Source organism: Pseudomonas sp. O230 (assembly GCF_045447035.1).
Classification (GTDB): domain Bacteria; phylum Pseudomonadota; class Gammaproteobacteria; order Pseudomonadales; family Pseudomonadaceae; genus Aquipseudomonas.
On record NZ_JBJGXN010000015.1, the window covers coordinates 41572 to 67983 of the forward strand.

The 26412-nt window shown below is 58.6% G+C and carries 23 protein-coding genes and 1 other RNA gene; 12 read left to right on the top strand and 12 right to left on the bottom strand.

The window, feature by feature from the left end:
* Window positions 1–111: 111 nt before the first annotated feature.
* The 9 genes from ssrA to ACI77H_RS28155 all read right to left on the bottom strand — a co-directional run bounded on the left by ssrA (window position 112) and on the right by ACI77H_RS28155 (window position 9370).
* Window positions 112–505: a transfer-messenger RNA gene (gene ssrA, locus ACI77H_RS28115) on the bottom strand.
* Between the two features lie 95 nt (window positions 506–600).
* Entirely contained in the window at window positions 601–879 is a 279-nt protein-coding gene (locus ACI77H_RS28120; RefSeq protein ID WP_407015047.1) for a hypothetical protein, read from the bottom strand.
* A 92-nt stretch (window positions 880–971) separates the two neighbouring features.
* On the bottom strand, window positions 972–1145 hold the full coding sequence (locus tag ACI77H_RS28125; protein ID WP_407015048.1) for a hypothetical protein: 174 nt from the start codon (window positions 1143–1145) through the stop codon (window positions 972–974).
* 151 nt (window positions 1146–1296) lie between these two features.
* Window positions 1297–1569 (bottom strand): hypothetical protein, encoded by a 273-nt coding sequence (locus tag ACI77H_RS28130; RefSeq protein WP_407015049.1) that lies wholly within the window; start codon window positions 1567–1569, stop codon window positions 1297–1299.
* A gap of 201 nt (window positions 1570–1770) precedes the next feature.
* Window positions 1771–4581: an FAD-binding and (Fe-S)-binding domain-containing protein gene (locus ACI77H_RS28135; protein ID WP_407015050.1), complete on the bottom strand. Its 2811-nt coding sequence runs from the start codon at window positions 4579–4581 to the stop codon at window positions 1771–1773.
* Window positions 4578–5249 carry a lactate utilization protein C gene (locus ACI77H_RS28140; protein WP_407015052.1) on the bottom strand — a complete coding sequence of 224 codons (672 nt, stop codon included), beginning with the start codon at window positions 5247–5249 and terminating at the stop codon, window positions 4578–4580. Before ACI77H_RS28140 ends, ACI77H_RS28135 begins: the two co-directional genes overlap by 4 nt.
* The gene (locus tag ACI77H_RS28145; protein ID WP_407015053.1) at window positions 5249–6703 is read right to left on the bottom strand and encodes a LutB/LldF family L-lactate oxidation iron-sulfur protein; all 1455 of its coding nucleotides are present in this window, start codon (window positions 6701–6703) and stop codon (window positions 5249–5251) included. Before ACI77H_RS28145 ends, ACI77H_RS28140 begins: the two co-directional genes overlap by 1 nt.
* Window positions 6700–7524, bottom strand: coding sequence for a (Fe-S)-binding protein (locus ACI77H_RS28150; protein ID WP_407015055.1), 825 nt, complete (start codon window positions 7522–7524; stop codon window positions 6700–6702). Before ACI77H_RS28150 ends, ACI77H_RS28145 begins: the two co-directional genes overlap by 4 nt.
* 151 nt (window positions 7525–7675) lie before the next feature.
* Window positions 7676–9370 (bottom strand): lactate permease LctP family transporter, encoded by a 1695-nt coding sequence (locus ACI77H_RS28155; RefSeq protein ID WP_407015057.1) that lies wholly within the window; start codon window positions 9368–9370, stop codon window positions 7676–7678.
* Window positions 9371–9632: 262 nt separating this feature from the next.
* On the opposite strand from ACI77H_RS28155, the gene ACI77H_RS28160 reads away from it, so the two are divergent.
* Window positions 9633–10400: a GntR family transcriptional regulator gene (locus tag ACI77H_RS28160; protein ID WP_407015059.1), complete on the top strand. Its 768-nt coding sequence runs from the start codon at window positions 9633–9635 to the stop codon at window positions 10398–10400.
* A 125-nt stretch (window positions 10401–10525) separates the two neighbouring features.
* Here the strand turns inward: ACI77H_RS28160 and smpB are convergent, their stop codons facing one another.
* Complete coding sequence (smpB, locus tag ACI77H_RS28165; RefSeq protein ID WP_131060797.1) at window positions 10526–11008, bottom strand: SsrA-binding protein SmpB; 483 nt, start codon at window positions 11006–11008, stop codon at window positions 10526–10528.
* 118 nt (window positions 11009–11126) lie between these two features.
* Between smpB and ACI77H_RS28170 the strand changes: the two genes are divergently transcribed.
* From ACI77H_RS28170 to ACI77H_RS28180, 3 genes are read left to right on the top strand one after another with little or no spacing between them, the layout of a single operon-like run.
* Window positions 11127–12530 carry a sodium-dependent transporter gene (locus ACI77H_RS28170; protein WP_407015060.1) on the top strand — a complete coding sequence of 468 codons (1404 nt, stop codon included), beginning with the start codon at window positions 11127–11129 and terminating at the stop codon, window positions 12528–12530.
* 7 nt (window positions 12531–12537) lie between these two features.
* On the top strand, window positions 12538–12972 hold the full coding sequence (locus tag ACI77H_RS28175; RefSeq protein ID WP_407015061.1) for a type II toxin-antitoxin system RatA family toxin: 435 nt from the start codon (window positions 12538–12540) through the stop codon (window positions 12970–12972).
* Window positions 12965–13279, top strand: a complete 315-nt coding sequence (locus ACI77H_RS28180; RefSeq protein ID WP_407015063.1) for an RnfH family protein — start codon at window positions 12965–12967, stop codon at window positions 13277–13279. Before ACI77H_RS28175 ends, ACI77H_RS28180 begins: the two co-directional genes overlap by 8 nt.
* 61 nt (window positions 13280–13340) lie before the next feature.
* On the opposite strand, the gene ACI77H_RS28185 is transcribed toward ACI77H_RS28180, so the two are convergent.
* Window positions 13341–13868: an outer membrane protein assembly factor BamE gene (locus ACI77H_RS28185; RefSeq protein WP_150633548.1), complete on the bottom strand. Its 528-nt coding sequence runs from the start codon at window positions 13866–13868 to the stop codon at window positions 13341–13343.
* Window positions 13869–13965: 97 nt separating this feature from the next.
* Between ACI77H_RS28185 and fur the strand changes: the two genes are divergently transcribed.
* The gene (gene fur, locus ACI77H_RS28190; RefSeq protein WP_003197684.1) at window positions 13966–14370 is read left to right on the top strand and encodes a ferric iron uptake transcriptional regulator; all 405 of its coding nucleotides are present in this window, start codon (window positions 13966–13968) and stop codon (window positions 14368–14370) included.
* Window positions 14371–14445: 75 nt separating this feature from the next.
* Here fur and recN read toward each other — a convergent pair whose 3' ends face one another.
* A complete protein-coding gene (gene recN, locus ACI77H_RS28195) occupies window positions 14446–16119 on the bottom strand; it encodes a DNA repair protein RecN (RefSeq protein WP_407015065.1) in 1674 nt (557 codons plus the stop codon).
* A 241-nt stretch (window positions 16120–16360) separates the two neighbouring features.
* On the opposite strand from recN, the gene grpE reads away from it, so the two are divergent.
* The 7 genes from grpE (at window position 16361) to greA (ending at window position 26391) form a co-directional block, all read left to right on the top strand.
* Window positions 16361–16927: a nucleotide exchange factor GrpE gene (gene grpE, locus ACI77H_RS28200; RefSeq protein WP_407015066.1), complete on the top strand. Its 567-nt coding sequence runs from the start codon at window positions 16361–16363 to the stop codon at window positions 16925–16927.
* Window positions 16928–17029: 102 nt separating this feature from the next.
* Complete coding sequence (gene dnaK / locus ACI77H_RS28205) at window positions 17030–18946, top strand: molecular chaperone DnaK (protein WP_407015067.1); 1917 nt, start codon at window positions 17030–17032, stop codon at window positions 18944–18946.
* 297 nt (window positions 18947–19243) lie between these two features.
* A complete protein-coding gene (dnaJ, locus tag ACI77H_RS28210) occupies window positions 19244–20368 on the top strand; it encodes a molecular chaperone DnaJ (RefSeq protein WP_407015069.1) in 1125 nt (374 codons plus the stop codon).
* Between the two features lie 8 nt (window positions 20369–20376).
* Window positions 20377–21183 (top strand): 4-hydroxy-tetrahydrodipicolinate reductase, encoded by an 807-nt coding sequence (dapB, locus tag ACI77H_RS28215; protein WP_407015070.1) that lies wholly within the window; start codon window positions 20377–20379, stop codon window positions 21181–21183.
* Window positions 21184–21441: 258 nt separating this feature from the next.
* Window positions 21442–22578 (top strand): glutamine-hydrolyzing carbamoyl-phosphate synthase small subunit, encoded by a 1137-nt coding sequence (carA, locus tag ACI77H_RS28220; RefSeq protein ID WP_214380586.1) that lies wholly within the window; start codon window positions 21442–21444, stop codon window positions 22576–22578.
* 118 nt (window positions 22579–22696) lie between these two features.
* On the top strand, window positions 22697–25918 hold the full coding sequence (carB, locus tag ACI77H_RS28225) for a carbamoyl-phosphate synthase large subunit (protein ID WP_407015071.1): 3222 nt from the start codon (window positions 22697–22699) through the stop codon (window positions 25916–25918).
* The gene (gene greA, locus ACI77H_RS28230; protein ID WP_150633542.1) at window positions 25915–26391 is read left to right on the top strand and encodes a transcription elongation factor GreA; all 477 of its coding nucleotides are present in this window, start codon (window positions 25915–25917) and stop codon (window positions 26389–26391) included. Before carB ends, greA begins: the two co-directional genes overlap by 4 nt.
* Window positions 26392–26412: the final 21 nt, after the last annotated feature.

Genomic DNA, 26412 nt, shown 5'->3' on the forward strand with positions numbered 1-26412 from the left:
AACGAGCGGTGTTTCTGTCGACTCGTTTTATCGAGTGCCGGGGGCCCTCTCAATACCAACCTCCAGATGCAACAAAACCCGCTTTTGGCGGGTTTTGTCTTGCTTCGTATTTGGTGGAGCCGGGGGGATTTGAACCCCCGTCCGCCAGTACTCCGCTGTCGGTACTACATGCGTAGCCGTGTCTATTAAGTTAACCCTCAGCGACCCGACGGGCAGGGTGCTTTGGGCGAGTTGTGTAAGTTTTAGCCGCTTCGTCCACAACGTACTGCACGGCGATTCTGTTCTATATGACAATCACTTTGGGTTTACAGACATCCCCTGATGATTGCTGGACCCGAAGGTACCAGGAGGGAAGGGCTAAGGCTGCTTACGCAGCGAGAGCGTATTCCCCGTAGGTTTCGTCATTGGCAACTATAAGAAGTTGCAACAGTGGATTTACGAGTTCTGTTACCAACTCGGCATGCACCTAAAGTTTCGCAACCGGCGTCGAATCCTAAACGGCCCCGAGCCTGTTGCTCTGTGAATCCAAGTGAGCAACAAGCCTGCGCAGTGTACGCCAACGCAGCTCAGAAGGCCAACCCGAAGGTTGCCCACCACAGATTATGGGTTGGGTTCGTTGCGCTGTTTGTCAGCGAGTGCCGATGCCTGGGTGGCCTCGGTGACGCATTTTTTGTCATCCCCGGACGCTTGGGACGCTTCGGCGCTGGACATCAGTCTTTTGATCTCCATTGCGGTGTTGCTGGAGCTCGCCGGCAGTGAATTCACTTTGCTTTTGAGCTCTTGCAGCTTGCTCGTACAGAGGTTGTTATCCGCAGCAAATACGGGGGCGGCCAACATTGCAGCAGAAATGAACAGACCGGCGAGTGCGGTACGTTTCATGGATATCTCCTTGAACTGATGGTCTCGGTGCTGCCGTATGAGCGTGTGGCTCGGCCGAGGTCGGAAATTAAGCCGCGATTGATGAGGCCTACTTAAAAGACTACGACGCTGCGCAGGAATTCGGTTTCTGCAAAAAAGGCGGTGGAAAAATTTTTTAACAGAAACGATGGCATTAAAAGCGGACGAGATTGCCCCTTTTCGCGGACGGCCTTTTCAAGGGCAAGGCTGATCGCCGTAGCGCTCGCGCCTTCCGCGGTTTTGGGCATGGTGTCGAGCTTATTACTCAGTGACGCAGGCGGCTCACACATGACCAAACTGCAGATGCACCAAAACCCGCACCTGGCGGGTTTTGGTTTGCTTCATATTGGGTGGCGCCGGGGGGCGGAAGGCCAACCCGAAGGTTGGCCCTGAACTGAGTTACTTCCCGCCTTTGTTCGCGTTCTTGATGTCTTGGATCGTTCGGGTGGTCTCGGATATGCAATCATCAGTCCCTTCCTTGGTGCCTTTTGCCTGATCGGCTTTGGCTTGCTTGACGCTGTCCATTACCTGGTCAGTCATCTCCGAAGGGATTTGTGCTTTGGCATTTTCGATGGTTTTCAAGTTGAGCGCACAGAGGTCTTCGGCGGCAAACGAGGTGGATGCCATCAGTGAGGCAGTAACGAACAAACCAAACAGTACAGAACGTTTCATGTGTATCTCCTTGAACTGAAGGTCCAGGTATCGCTGACCATCAGGACGGGCTGCCGAGTATGGGGAAAGTCCCACGCTTGCGGGACTTGATCAGTGGACTGCGGCAACATGGCAGGGTTCTATTTTTCTACGATAGCGCTGTCGATTCCGGCAAGAAGCATTAAAAAGGCGCACAAATTTGCCTTCTTTGAGGTCTTGCTTTCAGGTCACCCTGGCCTTGGTAACGCGGTCCACCAGATAGACTAGCCCGTGGTAGTCAATTCCGCCGTGTTGCGTCAGACCTATCTCACACGTGCGGCTGGTAGAAATCCCCTCGCTGCATTGCCGAACCGCGTCCTTGAGCGTTCTTAACGAATGAGCGTTCAATTCCGGCGTAGTGAATCCCTTGTCCCCGGCAAATCCGCAACAGTGAATGCCTTCGGGAATCACCACGTTTTTGCTGCACTTGCGCGCCAGATCGATCAGCGCCTGGCTTTCCCCAAGGTGCTGAGTGCTGCACGTGACGTGCACCGCGATGGGCGCTTCCTGCGGCGTGAAATCGAGACGATCCATCAAATGCGTACGGATGAAACGCACCGGGTCGTACAGGTCCAGTCGAACATCTCCCAGGTCCTGAACCAGGCGCAAGGTGCAGGGGCTGGTGTCGCAGTAAATCGGATCGAGCCCGCCACGGCTGGCGTGCAGCAATGCGCCAATCAGTTCCTGGCGTTTGTGTTCGGCTTGTTCGGCGTAGCCCTTGGAGGCGAACGGCTGGCCGCAGCAGAGGCTGTCCTGATTGTCTGGACAGACGACCTGGTAGCCGGCTTTTTCCAGCAGCCCACGGGTTTTGTCGTACAGCGACATTTGCTCGTTATCACCGGCCGCCGGCCCCATGACCCGCGAGACGCACGCCGCCAGATACACCACGCGAGGGCGCTCATCCGACACGCTCGGGCTGAAGCGAATGGCTTTTTCCGGCTGCGGCATGGCGTTGGTCCATTGTGGGACCTGGCCCTTGGACAACTTCGTCAGCGTTGCCGAAAGCTTCGCCAGACGTGGCGCCCCCAGCAGCATCCGCGCGCCGTTGGCCACGTGCAGGGTGAAACGGGCGCCTTGCAGCGCGGTGGCGAAGTTGCCTTCCAGCCAGTTGGCGGTTTTCGTATGCGTCGCGTTACGGCTGCGAAGCTTTTTCACCAGCTCGCCAGTGTTGATTCCTACAGGGCAACGTTGTGCGCATAACCCGGTCGCGGCGCAGGTGTCGATGCCTTGGTATTCGTAAGCGGCTTCGAGTTCAGTGGTGTCCACGCCGGCGCGTTTTTTTGCCTGAATATCTCGCCAGATCACGATGCGCTGGCGCGGGCTCAGGGTCAGGCCTTTCGACGGGCAGACCGGCTCACAAAAACCGCACTCGATGCACTTATCCACAATCTCGTCGGCGGCCGGCAACGGCTTCAGGTGTTTGAGGTGAATCTGCGGATCGTCGCTGAGCACCACGTCCGGATTGAGAATGCCGTTGGGGTCGAGCAGGCGTTTGAGCTGCCACATCAACTGGTAGGCATCGCTGCCCCATTCGAGCTCAACGAACGGCGCCATGTTGCGGCCGGTGCCGTGCTCGGCTTTCAGCGAACCGCCGAACTCCACCGCGACCAACTGCGCCACGTCGTCCATGAACGCCTGATAGCGTGCGACTTCTTCCGGGTTGTTGAAGCCTTGGGTGAAGACGAAGTGCAGATTACCTTCCAGCGCGTGTCCGAAAAGGATCGCTTCGTCGTAGTGATGCCTGTCGAACAACTCGATCAGACGATTCACACCGATGGCCAGTTGTTCCACCGGGAAGGTCACGTCTTCGATGATCACCGTAGTGCCGGTTTTACGCACCGCGCCGACCGCAGGGAAGGTGTCCTTGCGAATGGCCCAGAGGCGGGCGTTTTCGATGGGGTCTTCGGTGAAGTCGACCTGTTTTTCCACTGGGAACGACGTCAGCGACGCCATGATGCGCGCCAGTTGCTCGTGCAACAAAGTCGAGGACGCGGCGCGGGATTCGATCAGCAGGGCGCAGGCATTGTTCGACAGATGCTGCACGAAATCTGGCATGCCGGGTTTGTTCTGCACTGAACGCAGACTGCGGCGGTCGAGCAGTTCCACGGCGGACACCGGTTGGCTTTTCAGCACGGTGACGGCGTTGCAGCAGGTTTCCACATCCGGGAACACGATTAGCGCCGAGGCCTTGTTCGGGTGGTCGATCACCGTGTCGTAGGTCACCGCGCTGATGAATCCGAGCGTGCCTTCCGAACCTACGAGCAAGTGGCTCAAGATATCCACAGGCTCGTCGTAATCCACCAAGGCGTTGAGTGACAGGCCGGTGGTATTTTTCAGACGGTATTTGTGGCGGATTTTTGCGGCCAATTCGGAATTGGCGCGGGTCTCGCGGCCCAGTGTCGCTAAGCGCTCAAGCAATGCGGCGTGGCTCTCACGAAACGCCGCGACACTCGCCGCATCCTCGGTGTCGAGACGGCTGCCGTCGGCGAGCACCAGGCGAATACCAGCCAGCGTGTGATAAGTGTTTTGCGCCGTGCCGCAGCACATGCCGCTGGCGTTGTTGGCGACGATACCGCCGATTTTACAGGCGTTGATCGAGGCTGGGTCAGGACCGATCTTGCGTCCGAATGGCGCCAGCCATGCGTTGGCCTGTGCGCCGATGACGCCCGGTTGCAGACGGATTTGCGTGCCTTGCCCGCGGATCTCGCGCCCGTTCCAGTTATCCCCAAGTACGATCAGCACCGAATCGCTGATGGCCTGGCCGGACAGGCTGGTGCCGGCGGCACGGAAGGTCACCGGAACCTGATCCCGTTGTGCCAGTTTCAGCAGCGCCGCCACTTCATCTTCAGACTCGACACGAATGACCAGCTGCGGAATCAATCGATAGAAACTGGCATCGGTGCCGAACGCCAATGTCGACAGCGGGTCGTCGAAGCGTCGTTCTTGGGGGATCAGTTGCTGTGCATCTCGCAGGAAAGCCGCCGGTAGAGTCATTGGTCCTCCAGAATCAAAACCACCAGGTCTTTCGGGCCATGGGCACCGTAAGCCAGGACTTGCTCGATGTCGGCCGTTTTCGATGGGCCGGACACCAACAGCGCGTTGGTCGGCATGCCTTGCGCCCACTCGAACTCCTGCTGCACCTGATAGAAGTTGTCGCGGATTTCACTGGCCTTGAGCAGGGCGAAATGCACTGGCGGCACAAGGCTCATCAGGCGGGGTTCTTCCCGCGTCGGCCAGAGAATCAAACTACCTGTGGCGGCGATTGCGCCGAGGGTGGTGGTGAGGCTGGCCGGGGTGTCGTTGAACAGCTCGGCTTTCCACTCTTCCACCGGACGGTCGTAGGACTTAAGCGTCGGCAAACCAGGATTTTTCGCCCAGTGCTGAGAGACTCGTTGACCGTGCGGCGTCGTCGGCGCGATCAACAGGCTCGGCAACTGACGATCCCGCAGCAACTGCGCTAACAACGAAGGCCAGGCTTCGGCGGACGTCAGGTGGATTTCCGTGTGCACCGCTTCCATCAGTTTGCGCAGCTGCGGAATGCGTTGCTCGGGCGCGTAGGTGTAGGGCGCGGTCACCAATTCGACGTTGAACTCGTCAGGCACGGGCGTGGTGCCGGTCAGACTTTTCCGTAGTTTGGCGAGAATATTTTGCTTGGCGCTCATCAGCGGTCTTCCTGTTTGGCCAGATGCTCGCGGGCCATGTCGTGCAGTGAGCGAGCGGCGGGTTTCGGCGCGCTGTGGTTTTGTGTCCAGGGGCCGACGTTGCTCGGCGCGAGGGCGCGCAAACGCGTGGCGACAAAGCCGAACAGCCGATACAGCGTTGGCGAGCTGTGGAGTTTCGCCCAGGCATTCCAGATAAAACGCTCCTTGCGCGAATACTTGCTGCCCTGGCCGCGCATCACTTGATGCGGACTGTCCGGGGCTTTGACGTTCTCTTCCCGCAGGCGACGCAGCAATGCGGGGATAGGAATTTTTACCGGGCAGACTTCGCCGCAAGCCCCACACAGCGATGACGCACTCGGGTGGTCCGGGACATTCGCCAGGCCGACCATGTGCGGGGTGATGATTTTTCCGATAGGCCCAGGGTAAACCTCCCCATAGGCGTGACCGCCAATTCGAGTGTAGACCGGGCAATGATTCATACAGGCGCCGCAGCGGATGCAGTTCAGGGTCTGGCGCAATTCACTGTCGGCGAAGGCCTGGCTGCGACCGTTGTCCAGCAGCACCAGATGCACTTCCTGCGGACCGTCGAGTTCATGGGCCTGACGCGGGCCGGAGATCATGTTGACGTAGGTGGTGATCGGCTGGCCGAGGGCTGAGCGGGTCAGCAGCGACAACAGCGGTACTACGTCACGCAGGTTTTCCACGACTTTTTCGATGCCGGTGACGGCGATGTGCACGGGCGGCACCGTGGTGGTCATGCGCCCGTTGCCTTCGTTTTCCACCAGCAGCAGGGTGCCGGTTTCGGCCACGGCGAAGTTGACGCCGGAAACGCCGATGTCCGCTTCGAAGAATTTCTGCCGCAAGACTTTGCGACCGATCTGAATGAGTTGGTCAACGTCCTTGGTGTACTCCACGCCAAGTTTGTCGTGGAACAAGGACGCGACCTGACCGGCATTCTTGTGGATCGCCGGCATAATAATGTGTGAAGGCTTCTCGTGGTCGAGCTGGACGATGTACTCGCCCATGTCCGATTCCAGGCATTCAATGCCCCGATCAGCGAGGAAATGGTTCATCTCCATTTCTTCACTGACCATCGATTTGCCCTTGATCACTTGCCGCCCCTCGTGAGCGCGGATGATCGAGAGGACGATGCCATTGGCTTCGTCCACCGTTTCCGCCCAGTGCACTGTCACACCGTTGCGGGTCAGGTTCTGTTCAAGTTGCTCGAGCAGGTCGGGCAACTTCGATAACGCACGGGCGCGGACGGCATTGCCCAGCACTCGCAAATGTTCTCTTTCGTGGGCATCGCTGAAGGACGCTGCCCGTTTTGTCATCAGTGAGTCCATCGCAGTGCGAAAGTTGTTTCGCAGTTGCTTGTCACCCAACGCGTTGTGCGCACGGGTGCGGAAATCTTCTTCTACGGCAACCGTAGGAATAATCGCGGAAGCGTTCATTGAACACCTCCGGTTCGCTGCCAAAGGAAACTGGCCAGGTGCTGGCCGCGCAACGCTTCCTTCTGTTTTTCCAGCGAGCCGTTGATGTTCATCAGGCAACCGCAGTCGGCACTGAGTACCTTGTGCGCACCGGATTCCTTCAACGCCCGGGTCTTGTCAGCCACCATCGCGCCAGAAATGTCTGGCATACGGACGCTGAAAGTCCCACCGAAGCCACAGCATTCACTTTCATGGCTGTGGTCGACTCGCTCCACATTCCCCAGCTGCGCCAACAACTCGCGGCCGTGCAAGTGGGTGTTCATTTCACGACGTGCCGAGCACGAAGTGTGCAACGCCACTTTGACCGGTTCGCCGCTGTCCTTGAGCTGCACTTTGCAGACGAACAACAGGAATTCGGCCAACTCATAAGTCCGGGCTGCCAGCGCCTGAACCTGTTTCAGTGTTTGCGGCTCGTCCTTGAACAAGTCGGCGTAGTGCTCGCGCAGCATGCCGGCACACGATCCCGATGGCACCACCACCGGATAGTCTCCGGCGAACAGCGCCAGTTGCGCCCGCGCCACGGTCCGGGCCTGTTCGGTGTAACCGGAGGTGTAGGCCGGTTGCCCGCAGCAGCTTTGCCCTTGCGGGTACTCGACACGAATGCCTTCGCGTTCCAGCAGGTGAATCGCATCCATCCCGGCTTCCGGGTAGAACAGATCAACCACGCAGGTGCCGAACAGGTAGACCCGTTTCGGTTTTTCGCTGGGATATTGCCGAGGCTCAGGCAGTGGCGGGGCGACGCGGGTCGCGTTCGGCACGGCGTTGTAAAAAAGCTCGCTCATCAGGCGTGTCTCCGGGTGGGCCCGGTTATCCGTCCGCTGAGGCTGCTGAATATAGAGAGTGATGCTTTCAGCAGCCTTACAGACCGGGTTGTGAATAACTGACGCCGGAATCGTGGTCCGGCGTCGGTTTTTGCGTTTTTTCTTGTAGTACTTAGTGCACCAGCATGCCGGTGAACCAGTAGGCCTGAGCCAACGTGATCAGGCCGACGATGGTTGCGAAGAACAGGCTGTGCTTGAGGGTGAAGCGGAACAAGTCCGATTCCTTGCCGACCAGACCGGTCGCGGCGCAGGCCACGGCGATCGATTGTGGCGAGATCATCTTGCCGGTCACGCCACCGCTGGTGTTCGCCGCCACCAGCAACACATCGTTCACACCAATCTGGTGCGCGGTGGTCGCTTGCAACGAGCTGAACAGTGCGTTGGACGAGGTATCGGAACCGGTCAGGAATACACCCAGCCAGCCGAGGAACGGCGAGAAGAACGGGAACGCCGCGCCGGTGCCTGCCAATACCAGAGCCATGGTCGACGACATGCCCGAGTAGTTGGTGACGAAGGCAAACGCCAACACCATACCGATGGAAAGAATCGGCCAGCGCAGCTCGTAGAACGTCTCTCTCAAAGTGGTCAGACCAGTTTTTATATTGATCTTCAGCACCAGCATCGAGATCAGTGCGGAGAAGAAAATCGCCGTGCCGGTCGCGGAAATCGGATCGAGTTTGAACACCGCCGGGATGGCGGTCGGGGCGGTCACGATCGGTGCGACTTTGATCACCATCTGGTCCAGGTGCGGAATGGCGAAGTTGAACACCCAGCTGTACATCGAACCGCCGGCGGCAAACATCGCCTTGAACGGTTTCAGGGTCCAAATGGTGACCAATACAGTGAGGACCAGGAACGGCGACCAGGCTTTGAATATTTCACCGAGGCTGTAAGGCGAAGCCACGGTTGTGCGCGGCTGGCCGAAACCACCGGCGCTGGCAGTCACAACGGAAGCCGAGACCGCGCCAGCGATGTGTTGGCCGGCAGCGCGTTTCGGCTGCCAGACTTTCAGGAACAGTGTCAGAGAAATCAGGCTGGCCAGGGCCGAGGTGATGTCTGGCAGTTCCGGGCCAATGAAGTTCGAGGTGAAGTATTGGGTGACGGCGAAGCTCAATCCTGCGACCAGCGCAGCCGGCCAGGTTTCCCGCACGCCGCGCAGGCCGTCCATCATGAACACTAGCCAGAACGGCACGAATAGCGACAGCAGTGGCAATTGGCGACCGGTCATGGCGCCGATCTTAAACGCGTCGATACCGGTTACTTGCCCGGCCACGATGATCGGGATCCCCAGTGCACCGAATGCCACTGGCGCGGTGTTGGCGATCAGGCACAGGCCTGCGGCGTAAAGCGGGTTGAAGCCAAGCCCTACGAGGAGAGCGGCGGTAATCGCTACCGGCGCACCGAAACCGGCTGCGCCTTCAAGGAACGCACCGAAGCAGAAGCCGATCAGCAGCACCTGCAAACGCTGGTCGTCGGTGATCGACAGGACGGAGCTGCGAATCACTTCGAACTGACCGCTCTTGACCGTCAGTTTGTACAGGAACACGGCGGCGACGATGATCCATGCGATCGGCCACAAGCCGTAAGCGAAGCCATACCCGGCGGCGGCAAATGCCATGTCGACCGGCATCTGGAAGGCGAAGATGGCCACGGCGATGGACAGCACCAGCGTAATGCTGCCGGCCACGTGCCCTTTGAGCCGGAACACGGCCAACGCCAGGAAGAAAAACACGATGGGAATAACGGCTGCGAGCGCGGAAAGGCCGAGGCTGCCGAGCGGGGTATAGAGCTGTTGCCAGGTTTGCATATGGGGTGGCCCCTAATTGTTGTTGGTCAGGCACTGGTCAGCGTTCTTGGATAATTGGTAATACCAATTTACAATCGCTGTTCGCTAGGGTAAAAGCCTTGTAGGCGGCGTGTCAATTTGCCGCCCTAAAACTTTTGTCGAACATGCGCCGTGGCGCTTGCTTGATCCGCTCGAACAAATGCCGTCTGGTAGGTGCTGGCACAGCGCTGATAGGCCAGAATAGAGAGCCCGGCGAGCCGTCGGGATCGTGGAGAATTGAGTTATGGGGTTTGATCAAATTCGTCAGCGCCGTTTGTCTGACGATATTGTCGAGCAGCTCGAGGGGATGATCCTCGAAGGCACGCTGAAGGCGGGCGAGCGCTTGCCGGCCGAGCGTGCGTTGGCTGAGCAGTTCGGCGTGTCACGCCCTTCGTTGCGCGAAGCGATTCAAAAACTGGCGGCCAAGGGCTTGCTGGTCAGTCGCCAGGGAGGCGGCAACTATGTGGTGGAGTCGCTGGGCACGACCTTCAGTGATCCGCTGCTTCATCTGCTTGAAAGCAACCCCGAGGCTCAGCGCGATCTTCTGGAATTTCGCCATACCCTGGAGGCCTCCTGCGCCTATTACGCGGCATTGCGGGCGACAGATGTCGATCGCGAGCGGCTGACCGCGGCCTTCAATGAATTGCAGGACTGCTACACCCGTCACGATGAAGTGGGTCGGGCGGAAGAGGGTGCGGCGGATGCGAAGTTTCACCTGGCAATCGCCGAAGCCAGTCACAACGCGGTGTTGCTGCACACCATTCGCGGGTTGTTCGATCTGCTCAAACGCAACGTGGTGACCAACATCGGCGGGATGTACAAACAGCGCACGGAAACCCGCGACATGCTGATTACACAGCACCGGGAGTTGTACATGGCGATTATTGAGGGGAGGGCGGAACAGGCGCGGGAGGTTTCCAGTCGACACATTCTGTATGTGCAGGAAGTGCTGGAAGAGGTGCGTCAGGAAGTGCAGCGCATGGCTCGGGCAGAGCGGCGCAAAGGGATGTAGTCAGTGAGGTTTTTTGGTGTTTGTTTGATCGCAATCGCCAGCAAGCTGGCTCCTACAGATTCAGTGGTGGGGCACAGACCCTGTAGGAGCCGGCTTTTCGGCGATTGCGCGCTCAAAGAAAGGAATTACTCTTCCTTGCCCTTGTTGCGCACCGCTCGCTGCAGCTCGCGACCGGCATCGCGTTCGCGTTCGGTATCACGCTTGTCGTATTCCTTCTTGCCCTTGCCCAGAGCGATCTCGCACTTGACCATGTGCTTGCTCCAGTACCAGGACAGGCACACGCAGGCATAGCCCTTTTGCTGCACGGCGGCGGCGAGCTTTTCCAGCTCGCGGCGGTTGAGCAGCAATTTTCGGGTGCGGGTCGGATCTGCGATGACGTGCGTGCTCGCGGTCATCAGCGGCGTAATGTGGCTGCCGAGCAGCCAGGCTTCGCCATCCTTGAGCAGCACGTAACTGTCAACCAGTTGCAGCTTGCTTGCCCGCAGACTTTTTACTTCCCAGCCGGCCAGGACCAGACCAGCCTCGAACCGATGTTCGATGAAGTAATCGTGTCGCGCCTTTTTATTCTGCGCGATGGTCCCTGTTGGGTGTTTCTTCTGTTTAGCCATAGGGGCGGCATTATAGGGAGTTGCACGCGAGTCGGCTACGGTGATGCTGCGTGCTTGAGCAGGTTGATTGAATCCCGGACAATGCGCGCTCTTTTTGCAATGCTTGGACGTGGTAACGATGTCGACAGACAAGGTTTCTGTCCACGGCAGTTGGGCTAGCCGCTGGGTCTTCATACTCGCCGCGACCGGCTCGGCCGTGGGCCTGGGTAGCATCTGGAAGTTCCCGTACATGGTCGGCGTCTATGGCGGCGGTGCGTTTGTGTTGATGTTCCTGGCCTGTATCGCACTGATTGGTGTGCCGGTCATGCTGGCGGAAACCCTGATCGGTCGTCGCGCCCGGCAAAGCCCGGCCAACGCCTTGAAGGTGCTGGCGCTGGAGGCCGGGCATTCGGGCAAGTGGTCCTGGGGCGCATTCGCCGGGATGATCACGGCGTTGCTGATCTTGTCTTTCTATAGTGTTGTCGGTGGTTGGTCGCTGGATTACATCATCGACATGGGTCGCGGCGACTTTCAGGGGGTAACGCCTGATCAGGTCGGTGCGTACTTTGGCAAGGTGATTACCGATCCATGGCGCCTGACACTTTGGCATACGATTTTTATGCTGCTGTCTGCCGTCGTCATCGCCAGGGGCGTGGTCGCCGGCCTTGAACGCAGCCTGCGCATCATGATGCCGCTGCTGTTTGTGATGATTCTGGTGCTGTTGGGCTACAGCATGACCACCGGGTATTTCATGGCGGGCGTGCATTTCATGTTCGACTTCCATCCGGAAAAGGTCCTCGACGGCTTGCTGCCGGCCATGGGGCACGCGTTCTTTTCCCTGAGCGTTGGCGTCGGTTCGATCATGATTTACGGTGCCTACATGCCGAAACACTCGTCGATCTCCGGCACCGTCGTCGGTGTCGCGCTGCTCGATACCTTCGTTTCACTGGTAGCGGGTCTGGCATTGTTTCCGATTGTGTTCGCCGCCGGCCTGAACCCAAGTGAAGGCCCGGGCCTGATGTTCGTCAGCCTGCCATTTGCCTTTGGTAACGTAGCGTTCGGCCAGTTGATGGGGGTAGTGTTCTTCGTCCTGGTCGCGATTGCCGCCTGGAGTTCGGCGATTTCACTGCTCGAACCAATGGTGGCTTACCTGGTTGAACGCACTAAAGTCAGCCGTGCGTGGGTGACTTTCTGGCTGGCGTTCACCTGCTGGTTCGTCGGTCTGGGCACGGTGTTTTCCTTCAATATCTGGAAGGAAGCCAAATTTTTCGTGAACGAAGGCGGGATGTTCCATCTCTATCAATGGGGCGCGGCCGGCGGTCTGGATTTCTTTGGCGTGATCGATTTCTTTACTTCACGGATCATGTTGCCAGTTGGTGGTTTGTGTTTCGTGGTGTTTGCAGGCTGGGTGATGGGGCGTGAAGCGGTGCGCGACGAATTGTCGATCCGCAGCCCCATGCTGTTCAATCTGTCCCTGTTTTTGATGCGCTATGTGGCGCCCATCGGCATTCTTGTAGTGTTTGCCGCCCAGCTGTGGAAGTGACGCTGACATGACGACACACATTCAACGTTCGGCTCTGCTGCCGTATCCGGCGCAAGCGCTGTATGACCTGGTCAATGACGTGGCGCGCTACCCGGAGTTTTTGCCGTGGTGCTCGTCGGCCGAAGTCCTGGAAAGCTCTCCCGAGCACATGCGCGCGAGCGTCGGCGTGGCCAAGGGAGGGCTCAGTCAGCATTTCGTGACGCGTAACTCCTTGGTCCCAGGGCAATCGATCGAGATGAACCTCGAGGAGGGGCCATTCACGCAGTTGCATGGTATTTGGGTGTTCAAGGCGTTGACCGACAAGGCCTGCAAAATCAGCCTCGACCTGTCGTTCGACTATGCCGGGCCGATCGTTCGCGCGACCCTCGGGCCGCTCTTCAATCAGGCGGCCAATACGCTGGTGGATGCGTTCTGCCAGCGCGCCAAGCAAATGCATGGTTAAGGCTGTGATCGAAGTCGAGGTGGTGTATGCCGCCGTTGATCGTCAGGTGCTTCGCTGTGCGACAGTGCCCGCAGGCACAACAGTGCGCGCAGCCCTGCTTGATTCGGGAATAGGCGAAGCGTTTCCAGAGCTGGATCTGGGCGAGTGCCCCGTTGGGATATTCGGCAAGGTGATTGCCGATCCGGACACGCACCAGGTTCGGGCAGGGGACCGTATTGAAATTTATCGACCTCTGCTGGCTGATCCGAAAGAGGTTCGCCGGTTACGCGCGGCCAAAGCTGCCGAGGCTAAAGCCCGAAATCAGTGACCTGATTAAATGCCAGACAATAAAAAACCCGGATATTCCGGGTTTTTTATTGCGTCGCAAATTATTGCGGCGAAGTTTCCAGCGGTTCTGGTGTCGGGACTGGAACAGTTTCTACGCCGTCCACGTCTTTCTGGATCTGATCCAGCAACGAACCTGGCTTGACCGGTTTTTCCGGTTTCGGCTTCTCGGCGTTTTCAGCAGGTGCGGTCACGTTAGTGCCACTGTCCTTGCCGAGAATGGCTTCGTCCCGGCTCACGCCTGGCATGAAATCACCAGAGAGGCTGACAAGCTGGTCATTTGGATTGAAGATAACGCTAATGCGTTCCTGTTGGCGTTCACCGCCACCCGGTTGCAGGCTGTACAGGTAATCCCAGCGATCGGCATGGAACGTGTCGGTCAGCAGAGGGTTGCCCATGATAAACCGTACTTGCCGGCGGGTCATTCCCGGGCGTAACTGGTCTATCATGTCCTGCGTGACGACATTGCCCTGCTGGATGTCGATTTTGTAAACCCCGGGGAATGAACAACCGGCGAGTGCGAGCAGTCCCACAAAGGTGAAACTGGTTAGCAAGAGCTTGGTGTTTTGCATCGGTGGGCGACTTCCACTATCTTGGCTGGGACAACGTAAACGCCGATCATACCCGCATTAAGAGAAGCTGCGAAGCAGCATCGCGAGAAAGCTGACCATGGTTGAAAATAGCGAACTACGCAAAGCCGGCCTCAAAGTGACCCTTCCACGGGTCAAGATTCTGCAAATGCTCGATTCCGCCGAGCAACGCCACATGAGTGCCGAGGATGTTTACAAGGCGCTGATGGAGGCTGGTGAGGACGTCGGTCTGGCCACGGTTTACCGTGTACTGACTCAGTTCGAGGCAGCTGGCCTTGTGGTGCGGCACAACTTCGACGGAGGCCATGCGGTCTTCGAGTTGGACGACGGGAAGCATCACGACCATATGGTCAACGTCGAGACCAGTGAAGTGATCGAATTCTTCGACGAAGAAATCGAGCGTCTGCAGAAAGCCATCGTCGACAAGTATGGTTTCGAGATGGTTGATCACAATCTTGTGCTGTACGTACGCAAGAAAAAGTAAGCATGTCGCGCGAACTTCTGGTTCGCGAAACGAGCGAAGGCGACCCCAGGGTCGCCTTCGTGCTGTCTGCCGTACTTAAATTTTTGCGGTAACGACCATTTTTTTCGCGTGAGCCAGGGATTCCTTGGTGAGGTCGATACCGCCCAGCATCCGCGCGACCTCTTCAATGCGATCATTTTTGCTCAACTTGGAGACAGCCGTGCGGGTCGCCTCTTCGCCTCGCACCTTATGCACAAATAGATGCTGATGTCCTTGCGCTGCCACTTGCGGCAGGTGAGTCACCGTCAGCACCTGTCCACGCTCCCCGAGGCGACGCAGCAATTGGCCGACAATTTCTGCGGTCGGACCGCCGATGCCGACGTCCACTTCGTCGAACACCAGGGTGGGGACGCGCGAGGTCTGTGCCGTGATCACCTGAATCGCAAGGCTGATCCGCGAGAGTTCACCACCCGAGGCTACTTTGGCCAAAGCTTTCAACGGCTGACCGGGGTTGGCGCTGACCAGCAGTTCTACCTGTTCGAGTCCGTTTGGCAGCAGCTCATCGCTGCTGTTGGGGCGTAGTTCGATGGTGAAGCGACCGCCGGGCATGCCCAGTCGCTGGATTTCCTGCTCCACGGCACTGGCCAGGCTGCTGGAAGCTTGATGTCGCAGGTCGCTCAACTCCCGCGCCTTCTCCTGATAGTGGCGGGCATAAGAGGCCAGTTCATCGCTCAGGCGCTCGATGGATTCATCGTTGGCATTCAAGGTTTCGATTTCATCCAGCAAGCGCTGCTGCATCTCCGCGACCGCGGTCGGCTGGATGCGGTGTTTACGCGCCATGGTGTAGATCGCATCGAGGCGTTCTTCCAGGTATTGCAGACGCGCGGGGTCGGCATCGAAGTTGTCGAGGAAGCGATTCAACTCGCCCACGGCCTCTTCAACCTGAATCTGCGCACTGGTCAGCAAGCTGCTGGCCTCTCCCAGCGCGCCAATTGAGTTGTTCACACTCGACAAGCGATTGAGGCTGGCGGTCAGGGCATTCAGGACATTGCCGGAATCACTTTCGCTGCACTGTTCGACCACTTGTCGGCAGATGCCCAGCAAGGTTTCAGCGTTGGTCAGGTTTTTGTGTTCCTGTTCCAGCTGCTCCAGTTCGTTTTCGCCGAGGCCGAGGTTTTCCAGCTCTTCGAGTTGATAGCTGAGCAATTGGTGGCGGGCGCGCTGCTCATCGCCGGAGTTGGACAGGCGTTCCAGCTCCTGGCGGGTCTGGCGCCAGCGTTGGGCGGCCAATTGCACCTGGCGGGCAAGGTCGGTGGCGCCCGCGTATTCGTCAAGCAGGCGGCGGTGGGTGTCGGTCTTGAGCAGGGATTGGTGCTCGTGCTGGCTGTGGATATCAATCAGCAATTCACCCAAGGCCTTGAGATCGCCGAGTGGGCAGGGGGTGCCATTGATATAGCCACGCGAGCGCCCTTCAGCGGTGATCACCCGACGCAGGATGCACGGGCCGTCGCTTTCGAGGTCGCGCTCGGCCAGCCAGTTACTGGCCTCGGGAATGTCGATCAGGTCGAAGGTGGCCAGGATGTCAGCCTTGTCGGCACCGGGGCGGACCACTCCACTGTCGGCGCGATCGCCCAGGGTCAGGCCGAGGGCGTCGAGCATGATCGACTTGCCGGCGCCGGTTTCCCCTGTGATCACACTCATCCCGCGATCGAGTTCGAGATCGAGATGTTCAACGATGGCGTAATTGTGTACGGACAGGTGCACCAGCATAAAGGCCGCTCCCAGGCTTTAGGTCTGGTTATTTATACAGTGTTTTATTTGCGGCTGACAATGGCCTCGCTTAGCTCGATTGGCTTGATCCGACGAAATCGCTAGCGCATCGAGGAATGACAATGCAGCTGTTTTTTGTAGGGTTAATCACAACAAACCCCTTGAAGCTGATTTTTGCGGCCCCATATAGCTGGACAGAAGCGCGAGTTGAGCTCGCGGACGATATTGAAAGGAGAAATCTATGGCTGACGAACAGACAGTGGATACGCAAAATCAAGATGCCAACCAGGGCTCCGCGGCTTCGGGTGAAGACCTCGCGGCTCGTGTACAAGTGCTCGAAGAGCAACTGGCAGGCGCGCAGGATCAGGCTTTGCGTGTTGCCGCCGATCTGCAGAACGTCCGCCGTCGGGCCGAGCAGGATGTCGAAAAGGCCCACAAATTTGCTCTGGAAAAATTTGCCGGTGATCTGCTGCCGATCATCGACAGTCTTGAGCGTGGTCTGGAGTTGTCCAACCCGGACGACGAAAGCATCCGCCCAATGCGTGAAGGCATCGAGCTGACGCTGAAAATGTTCCAGGACACCCTGAAGCGTTATCAGCTGGAAGCGATCGATCCGCATGGCGAACCGTTCAACGCCGTTCTTCATCAGGCAATGGCCATGCAGGAAAACGCCGACGTCGAGCCTAACAGCGTGCTCAAGGTGTTCCAGAAGGGCTATCAGCTCAATGGACGCCTGCTGCGCCCGGCCATGGTCGTGGTCAGCAAGGCTCCAGCGCCAGTTTCGCCTTCGATTGACGAGCAGGCTTGAAATTGGCCGCAAGGCCCCCATTTATAAGTCAAGCGTTTAAGTGCTACCGCAGTTAGCCACCACTGCTGCGGCAACCAAATCCAAAGTTTCGGGAGAGTTAACATGGGCAAAATTATCGGTATCGACCTGGGGACAACCAACTCCTGCGTCTCCGTGATGGAAAACGGCAAATCCAAAGTAATCGAAAACGCTGAAGGCGCGCGCACCACGCCGTCGATCATCGCGTACGCCAACGATGGCGAAATCCTCGTTGGCCAGTCGGCCAAGCGTCAGGCTGTGACCAATCCGCACAACACCCTCTATGCGGTGAAGCGTCTGATCGGTCGTAAGTTCGACGAAGAAGTCGTACAGAAAGACATCAAGATGGTCCCGTACAAAATCGCCAAGGCTGACAACGGCGACGCATGGGTTGAAGTGAACGGCCAGAAAATGTCGCCGCCACAGATCTCGGCTGAAATTCTGAAGAAAATGAAGAAGACCGCCGAAGACTACCTCGGCGAGCCAGTGACCGAAGCGGTGATCACCGTTCCGGCCTACTTCAACGACAGCCAGCGCCAGGCGACCAAAGACGCCGGCCGCATCGCGGGCCTGGACGTTAAGCGCATCATCAACGAACCAACCGCAGCCGCTCTGGCTTACGGTATGGACAAGGCGAAAGGCGATCACACCGTGATTGTTTACGACTTGGGCGGCGGTACTTTCGACGTTTCCGTGATCGAAATCGCTGAAGTCGATGGCGAGCACCAGTTCGAAGTACTGGCCACCAACGGTGACACGTTCCTGGGCGGTGAAGACTTTGACATTCGTCTGATCGACTACCTCGTCGACGAATTCAAGAAAGAAAGCGGCATGAACCTCAAAGGTGACCCGCTGGCGATGCAGCGCCTGAAAGAAGCCGCTGAAAAAGCCAAGATCGAGCTGTCCTCGGCGCTGTCGACCGACGTGAACCTGCCGTACATCACTGCAGACGCCACCGGTCCAAAGCACTTGAACGTGAAGATTTCTCGCGCCAAGTTGGAAGCACTGGTTGAAGACCTGGTTCAGCGCACCATCGAACCTTGCCGCATCGCTCTGAAAGACTCCGGTATCGACGTTGGCGCGATCAACGACGTGATCCTGGTCGGCGGTCAGACCCGTATGCCACTGGTTCAGAAGCTGGTAACCGAGTTCTTCGGCAAAGAAGCTCGTAAAGACGTGAACCCGGACGAAGCCGTTGCCATGGGTGCTGCTATCCAGGGCGCCGTATTGGCCGGTGACGTGAAAGACGTTCTGCTGCTCGACGTCAGCCCGCTGACCCTGGGTATCGAAACCATGGGTGGTGTGATGACTGCGCTGATCGAGAAAAACACCACGATTCCTACCAAGAAATCGCAAGTATTCTCGACTGCCGACGACAACCAGGGCGCCGTGACCATTCACGTGCTGCAAGGCGAGCGTAAGCAAGCCGCTCAGAACAAGTCTTTGGGCAAGTTCGACCTGGCCGAGATTCCACCAGCACCACGTGGCGTGCCACAAATCGAAGTGACCTTCGACATCGACGCCAACGGCATCCTGCACGTAGGCGCCAAAGACAAGGCCACCGGCAAGACGCAGTCGATCGTGATCAAGGCCAACTCCGGTCTGTCCGAGGAAGAGATTCAGCAGATGATTCGTGATGCTGAAACCAATGCCGACGAAGATCGCAAGTTCGAAGAACTGGCCGCTGCCCGCAACCAGGGCGATGCACTGGTTCACTCGACTCGCAAAATGGTCGCAGACGCTGGCGATAAAGTGACTGCTGAAGAGAAGACTGCAATCGAAGCCGCAGTGGTTGCCCTCGAAGCCGCCGTCAAAGGCGACGACAAGGCTGCCATCGAAGCCAAGGTTGAAGAGCTGTCGAAAGTCTCCGCTCCAGTGGCGCAGAAAATGTACGCCGAACAGGCTCAGCCTGCTGAAGGCGCGGCACCGCACGACGAAAAAGCTGAAAAGGCTGACGACGTTGTCGATGCCGAGTTCGAAGAAGTTAAAGACCACAAGTAAGTTGTTGGTCGCCCGGTTGACTGCCTTTAGGCGGTGACTGGTAGGATGTCGCCGCGCGGGAGCCTGCTCCCGCGTTGGCGTGTCTGGAGTACGCGAATTTTTGCAGCATGCGACAACGCTCGGGTGCTGATGGTATGGCCGGGAATGCTCCTGCTTTTCGAGCCGAAAGTACCGCATCGAATCAAAGACCAGGATCGTTGAATTGACGTGAGTTGGGTCCGGGCCTGTATTGGGGCTCAACGAGTTCGGCAGGGCTCAGGAGAGGTTTGCCGAACGTCCTCAAGAGTGCAAAGACTTATGGCAAAGCGTGACTATTACGAAGTATTGGGTGTTGAGCGTGGCTCAAGCGAAGCAGACCTGAAAAAGGCCTACCGTCGCCTGGCGATGAAGCACCATCCGGACCGTAATCCCGATGACAAAGCGTCGGAAGAGATGTTCAAAGAGGCCAATGAGGCCTATGAAGTGCTGTCCGATTCCAGCAAGCGCGCGGCGTACGACCAATACGGTCATGCCGGTGTCGACCCGAGCATGGGTGGCGGCGGTGCCGGGTTTGGCGGACAGAACTTCTCCGACATCTTTGGCGATGTTTTCAGTGACTTCTTCGGCGGCGGTCGCGGCGGTGCTCGCGGCGGTGCTCAGCGCGGCAGCGACCTGCGCTACACCTTGGAACTGAATCTGGAAGAAGCGGTACGCGGCACCACCGTGAATATTCGCGTTCCGACACTGGTCAACTGCAAGCCGTGCGAGGGCTCGGGTGCCAAGAAAGGCTCTTCGCCGGTCACCTGCCCGACGTGTGGCGGTATCGGTCAGGTCCGCATGCAGCAAGGTTTCTTCTCGGTGCAGCAGACCTGCCCGCGCTGCCATGGCCAGGGCAAGATCATTTCCGATCCGTGCAACTCCTGCAACGGTGACGGCCGCGTCGAAGAGTACAAAACCCTTTCCGTGAAAGTGCCGGCCGGTGTTGATACCGGTGATCGCATTCGCCTGTCCGGCGAAGGCGAGGCGGGCGCTCAGGGTGGGCCAACGGGCGACCTGTACGTGGTGATCAATGTGCGCGAGCACGCGATTTTCCAGCGCGACGGCAAGCACCTGTTCTGCGAAGTGCCGATCAGTTTCGTCGATGCGGCGCTGGGCGGCGAGCTGGAGATTCCGACCCTTGATGGTCGAGTCAAACTGAAAATCCCCGAGGGGACTCAGACCGGCAAGCAGTTCCGCGTTCGCGGCAAGGGCGTTGCGCCTGTGCGTGGCGGCGGTGCCGGTGACTTGATGTGCCGTGTGGCGGTGGAAACCCCGGTCAATCTGGGTCGTCGTCAGCGCGAATTGCTGGAAGAGTTCCGCAGCTCCCTGGCGGACGACAACAGCCATTCGCCGAAAACCACCGGTTGGTTCGAAGGCGTGAAGCGCTTCTTCGGCGATCTGTAGGAGTGAGCATGCGACGTATCGCTGTGATGGGTGCCGCTGGCCGCATGGGCAAAATCCTGGTTGAAGCGGTGCAGCAACGCGCGCCGCTGACCGGCCTGACCGCCGCTATCGTGCGCCCCGGCAGTACGCTGATTGGTGTGGATGCTGGTGAGCTGGCTTCGCTGGGGCGTATCGGCGTGCCGCTGTCCGGTCACGTAGAGGCGGTGGCAGAAGAATTCGATGTGTTGATCGATTTCACGCTGCCGGAAGTCATGCTGAAGAACCTGGCGTTCTGCCGCAAGGCGGGCAAGGCCATGGTCATCGGTACGACAGGGTTGGACGCTGCGCAGAAGCAGCTGCTGGCCGAGGCGGGCAAGGACATTCCTGTCGTGTTCGCGGCCAATTTCAGTGTCGGCGTGAACCTGTCGCTGAAGCTGCTCGACATGGCCGCGCGCGTGTTGGGTGATGATGCAGACATCGAAATCATCGAAGCTCATCATCGGCACAAGATCGATGCGCCTTCGGGCACGGCCCTGCGCATGGGTGAGGTGATTGCCAGTGCGCTGGATCGTGACCTGCAGAAGGTCGCGGTCTACGGGCGTGAAGGGCACACCGGTGCACGTGAGCGTGAAACGATCGGTTTTGCTACTGTTCGCGGCGGTGATGTGGTCGGCGATCACACGGTGTTGTTTGCATGTGAGGGTGAGCGCCTGGAAATCACGCACAAGGCGTCGAGTCGTATGACTTTCGCCAAGGGTGCTGTGCGTGCGGCGTTGTGGCTGGAGGGTCGCGAGCCGGGTCTCTACGACATGCAAGACGTGCTCGACCTGCGTTAAGATGCAGCTGAAACCGGGTTCCAGCATTGCGTTTGGGCCCGGTTTTATTACGCCAAGCGACGTCCTGTCGCATTCCCCGGCCTTTAAGGCTCATTGGCGGTAGACCAAAAATGCCTTTTTCTGTAAGCTACAGCTTTAGTGTGTTCACTAAAAGCGCGCAGAATAATTCAGTGAATGAGCGGGGTGACGTGTCCATACGTCACTCCGCTTTTTTACACCTGCGATCGCCCTTTCAGGCTTTATTTACGGGAGGTCTTCTTGACTAAGCCAGCCATACTCGCCCTTGCTGATGGCAGCATTTTTCGCGGCGAAGCCATTGGAGCCGACGGTCAAACCGTTGGTGAGGTGGTGTTTAACACCGCAATGACCGGCTATCAGGAAATCCTTACCGATCCTTCCTACGCCCAACAGATCGTTACCCTGACTTACCCGCACATCGGCAACACCGGCACCACGCCGGAAGACGCCGAGTCCGACCGCGTCTGGTCCGCTGGCTTGGTCATCCGTGACCTGCCACTGGTTGCGAGCAACTGGCGTAACACGATGTCCCTGTCCGACTACCTGAAAGCCAACAACGTTGTGGCCATCGCCGGTATCGACACCCGCCGCCTGACGCGCATCCTGCGTGAAAAAGGCGCGCAGAACGGCTGCATCATGGCCGGTGACAACATTTCCGAAGAAGCGGCCATCGCCGCAGCTCAAGGCTTCCCTGGCCTAAAAGGCATGGACCTGGCGAAAGTCGTCAGCACCAAGGAAACCTACGAGTGGCGCTCGACTGTCTGGGATTTGAAAACCGACAGCCACGCAACCATCGACGCGTCCGAGCTGCCGTACCACGTGGTTGCCTACGACTACGGCGTCAAGCTGAACATCCTGCGCATGCTGGTCGAGCGCGGTTGCCGCGTGACCGTGGTGCCGGCGCAAACGCCTGCCGCTGACGTGCTGGCGATGAAGCCGGACGGTGTGTTCCTGTCCAACGGCCCGGGTGATCCGGAGCCTTGCGACTACGCGATCCAGGCGATCAAGGACGTGCTGGAGACCGAGATTCCGGTATTCGGCATCTGCCTCGGTCACCAACTGTTGGCCCTGGCCTCTGGCGCCAAAACCCTGAAAATGGGTCACGGCCACCACGGTGCCAACCACCCGGTGCAAGACCTGGACAGCGGCGTGGTGATGATCACCAGCCAGAACCACGGTTTTGCGGTAGACGAAGCGACCCTGCCAGCCAACGTTCGCGCGATTCACAAATCGCTGTTCGACGGCACCCTGCAAGGCATCGAGCGTACCGACAAGAGCGCCTTCAGCTTCCAGGGTCACCCGGAAGCCAGCCCTGGCCCGAACGACGTAGCGCCTCTGTTCGATCGCTTCATCAACGAAATGGCCAAGCGACGCTGATCGCTAGCCTTGATGCAGCAAAGCTTGAGGGCGGTCCCGATAACGGCGGCCCCCTCAAGGCTTCAAAGATTGAACAAGACGGCTTGCCGACTGACCTGCGGATTTGAGTGACAAACCCATGCCAAAACGTACAGACATTAAAAGCATCCTGATTCTCGGCGCTGGCCCGATCGTTATCGGCCAGGCTTGCGAATTCGACTACTCCGGCGCCCAGGCCTGCAAAGCCCTGCGCGAGGAGGGTTACCGCGTCATCCTGGTGAACTCCAACCCAGCGACCATCATGACCGACCCGGACATGGCTGACGCCACGTACATCGAGCCGATCAAGTGGCAGACCGTTGCCAAGATCATCGAGAAAGAGCGTCCGGACGCGCTGCTGCCGACCATGGGTGGCCAGACCGCCCTGAACTGCGCCCTGGACCTGGAGCGCGAAGGCGTTCTGGAGAAGTTCGGCGTAGAGATGATCGGCGCCAATGCTGACACCATCGACAAGGCTGAAGACCGTTCGCGTTTCGACAAGGCGATGAAATCCATCGGCCTGGACTGCCCGCGCTCGGGTATCGCCCACAGCATGGAAGAAGCCAACGCAGTGCTCGAGAAGCTCGGCTTCCCGTGCATCATCCGTCCGTCCTTCACCATGGGCGGCACCGGTGGCGGTATCGCTTACAACCGTGAAGAGTTCGAAGAAATCTGCGCTCGCGGCCTCGACCTGTCTCCGACCAAAGAGCTGTTGATCGACGAATCCCTGATTGGCTGGAAAGAGTACGAGATGGAGGTTGTCCGCGATAAGAAGGACAACTGCATCATCGTCTGCTCCATCGAGAACTTTGACCCGATGGGTGTGCACACCGGTGACTCGATCACCGTTGCTCCGGCACAGACCCTGACGGACAAGGAATACCAGATCATGCGTAACGCCTCCCTGGCGGTACTGCGCGAGATCGGCGTGGAAACCGGTGGCTCCAACGTCCAGTTCGGCATCTGCCCGGACACTGGCCGCATGGTGGTCATCGAGATGAATCCGCGGGTATCCCGCTCTTCGGCACTGGCTTCGAAAGCTACGGGTTTCCCGATTGCGCGTATCGCTGCCAAGCTGGCGATCGGCTACACCCTGGACGAACTGCAGAACGAAATCACCGGCGGCGCGACTCCTGCGTCCTTCGAGCCGTCCATCGACTACGTCGTGACCAAGCTGCCACGCTTCGCCTTCGAGAAATTCCCGAAAGCCGACGCGCGCCTGACCACCCAGATGAAGTCGGTGGGTGAAGTCATGGCCATCGGCCGGACTTTCCAGGAATCCCTGCAGAAAGCCCTTCGCGGCCTGGAAGTGGGCGTTTGCGGCCTGGACGAGAAGCTCGACCTGAGCAACCCGGAAAGCATGAGCGTGCTCAAGCGCGAACTGACCGTGCCGGGTGCCGAGCGTATCTGGTACGTGGCTGACGCGTTCCGCGCCGGCCTGTCGGTCGAAGACATCTTCGGCATGAACATGATCGACCCGTGGTTCCTGGTACAGATCGAAGATCTGATCAAGGAAGAAGAGAAGGTCAAGACCCTGGGTCTGGCCAGCATCGACAAAGACATGATGTTCCGCCTCAAGCGCAAAGGTTTCTCCGACATGCGTCTGGCCAAGCTGCTGGGCGTGACCGAGAAGAACCTGCGTCGCCACCGTCACAAGCTGGAGATCTTCCCGGTCTACAAGCGCGTTGACACCTGCGCGGCCGAGTTCGCCACCGACACCGCCTACATGTACTCGACTTACGAGGAAGAGTGCGAAGCCGCGCCGTCGGGCCGCGACAAGATCATGATCCTCGGCGGCGGTCCTAACCGTATCGGCCAAGGCATCGAGTTCGACTACTGCTGCGTGCACGCGGCATTGGCCCTGCGCGAAGACGGTTACGAGACCATCATGGTCAACTGCAACCCGGAAACCGTTTCCACCGACTACGACACCTCCGATCGCCTGTACTTCGAACCAGTGACCCTGGAAGACGTGCTGGAAATCTGCCGCGTCGAGAAGCCTAAAGGCGTGATCGTCCAGTACGGCGGCCAGACCCCGCTGAAACTGGCGCGTGCCCTGGAAGAAGCCGGCGTGCCGATCATTGGCACCAGCCCTGACGCCATCGACCGCGCCGAAGACCGCGAGCGCTTCCAGCAGATGGTCGAGCGCCTGAACCTGCGTCAGCCGCCAAACGCGACTGTGCGCAGCGAAGACGAAGCGATTCGTGCTGCCAGCAAGATCGGTTACCCGCTGGTGGTGCGTCCGTCCTACGTGTTGGGCGGTCGTGCGATGGAAATCGTCTACGAAGAAGAAGAGCTCAAGCGCTACCTGCGTGACGCGGTGAAAGTGTCCAACGACAGCCCGGTGCTGCTCGACCACTTCCTCAACTGCGCCATCGAAATGGACGTGGATGCGGTCTGCGACGGCACCGACGTGGTGATCGGCGCGATCATGCAGCACATCGAGCAGGCCGGTGTTCACTCCGGTGACTCCGCATGCTCCCTGCCGCCGTACTCGCTGCCTGCGCATATCCAGGACGAGATGCGCGAACAGGTCAAGAAAATGGCCCTGGAACTGGGCGTTGTCGGGCTGATGAACGTGCAGTTGGCGCTGCAAGGCGAAGACATCTACGTCATCGAAGTCAACCCGCGTGCTTCCCGTACCGTACCGTTTGTGTCCAAGTGCATCGGTGTTTCCCTGGCAATGATCGCTGCACGCGTGATGGCCGGTAAGACCCTGAAGGAAATTGGCTTCACCAAAGAAATCATTCCGAACTTCTACAGCGTGAAAGAGGCGGTGTTCCCATTCGCCAAATTCCCTGGTGTGGACCCGATCCTCGGCCCAGAGATGAAGTCCACCGGTGAAGTGATGGGCGTGGGCGACACCTTCGGCGAAGCGTTCGCCAAGGCCCAAATGGGCGCCAGCGAAGTGCTGCCGACCGGCGGTACCGCGTTCATCAGCGTGCGTGACGATGACAAGCCACTGGTTGCAGGCGTAGCCCGTGATCTGATCAACTTGGGCTTCGAAGTGGTTGCCACTGCCGGTACTGCCAAGCTGATCGAAGCCGCAGGCCTGAAAGTGCGTCGTGTGAACAAAGTGACTGAGGGTCGCCCGCACGTGGTCGACATGATCAAGAACGACGAAGTTACCTTGATCATCAACACCACAGAAGGTCGTCAGTCGATCGCTGACTCGTACTCCATTCGTCGTAATGCCTTGCAGCACAAGATCTACTGCACCACCACCATTGCTGCTGGCGAAGCCATCTGCGAAGCGCTGAAGTTCGGTCCCGAGAAGACCGTGCGCCGCTTGCAGGATCTACACGCAGGATTGAAGGCATGATCAAGTACCCAATGACCGTCCAGGGCGCGAAAGCCCTGGAAGAAGAACACGCTCACCTGACCAAGGTTGTCCGTCCGAAGCTCAGCCAGGACATCGGCACGGCCCGCGAGTTGGGTGACTTGAAGGAAAACGCCGAATACCACGCTGCTCGCGAGCAGCAAGGTATGGTCGAGGCGCGGATTCGTGACATCGAAGGTCGGATCCAGAATCAGGTCATCATCGATGTCACGACCATTCCTCACACCGGCAAAGTGATTTTCGGCACCACCGTTGAAATCGCCAACGTCGAGACGGATGAGCGCGTCACTTACCACATCGTGGGTGAGGATGAAGCTGACTTCAAACTCGGCAAAATTTCGGTAGGTTCGCCATTGGCCCGCGCCTTGATTGCCAAGGAAGAGGGTGATGTGGTTGCTGTGAAAACGCCGGGTGGCGTTATCGAGTACGAGATTGTCGAAGTCCGCCACATCTGAAAGAAGGCGCCCGCTGCGTGC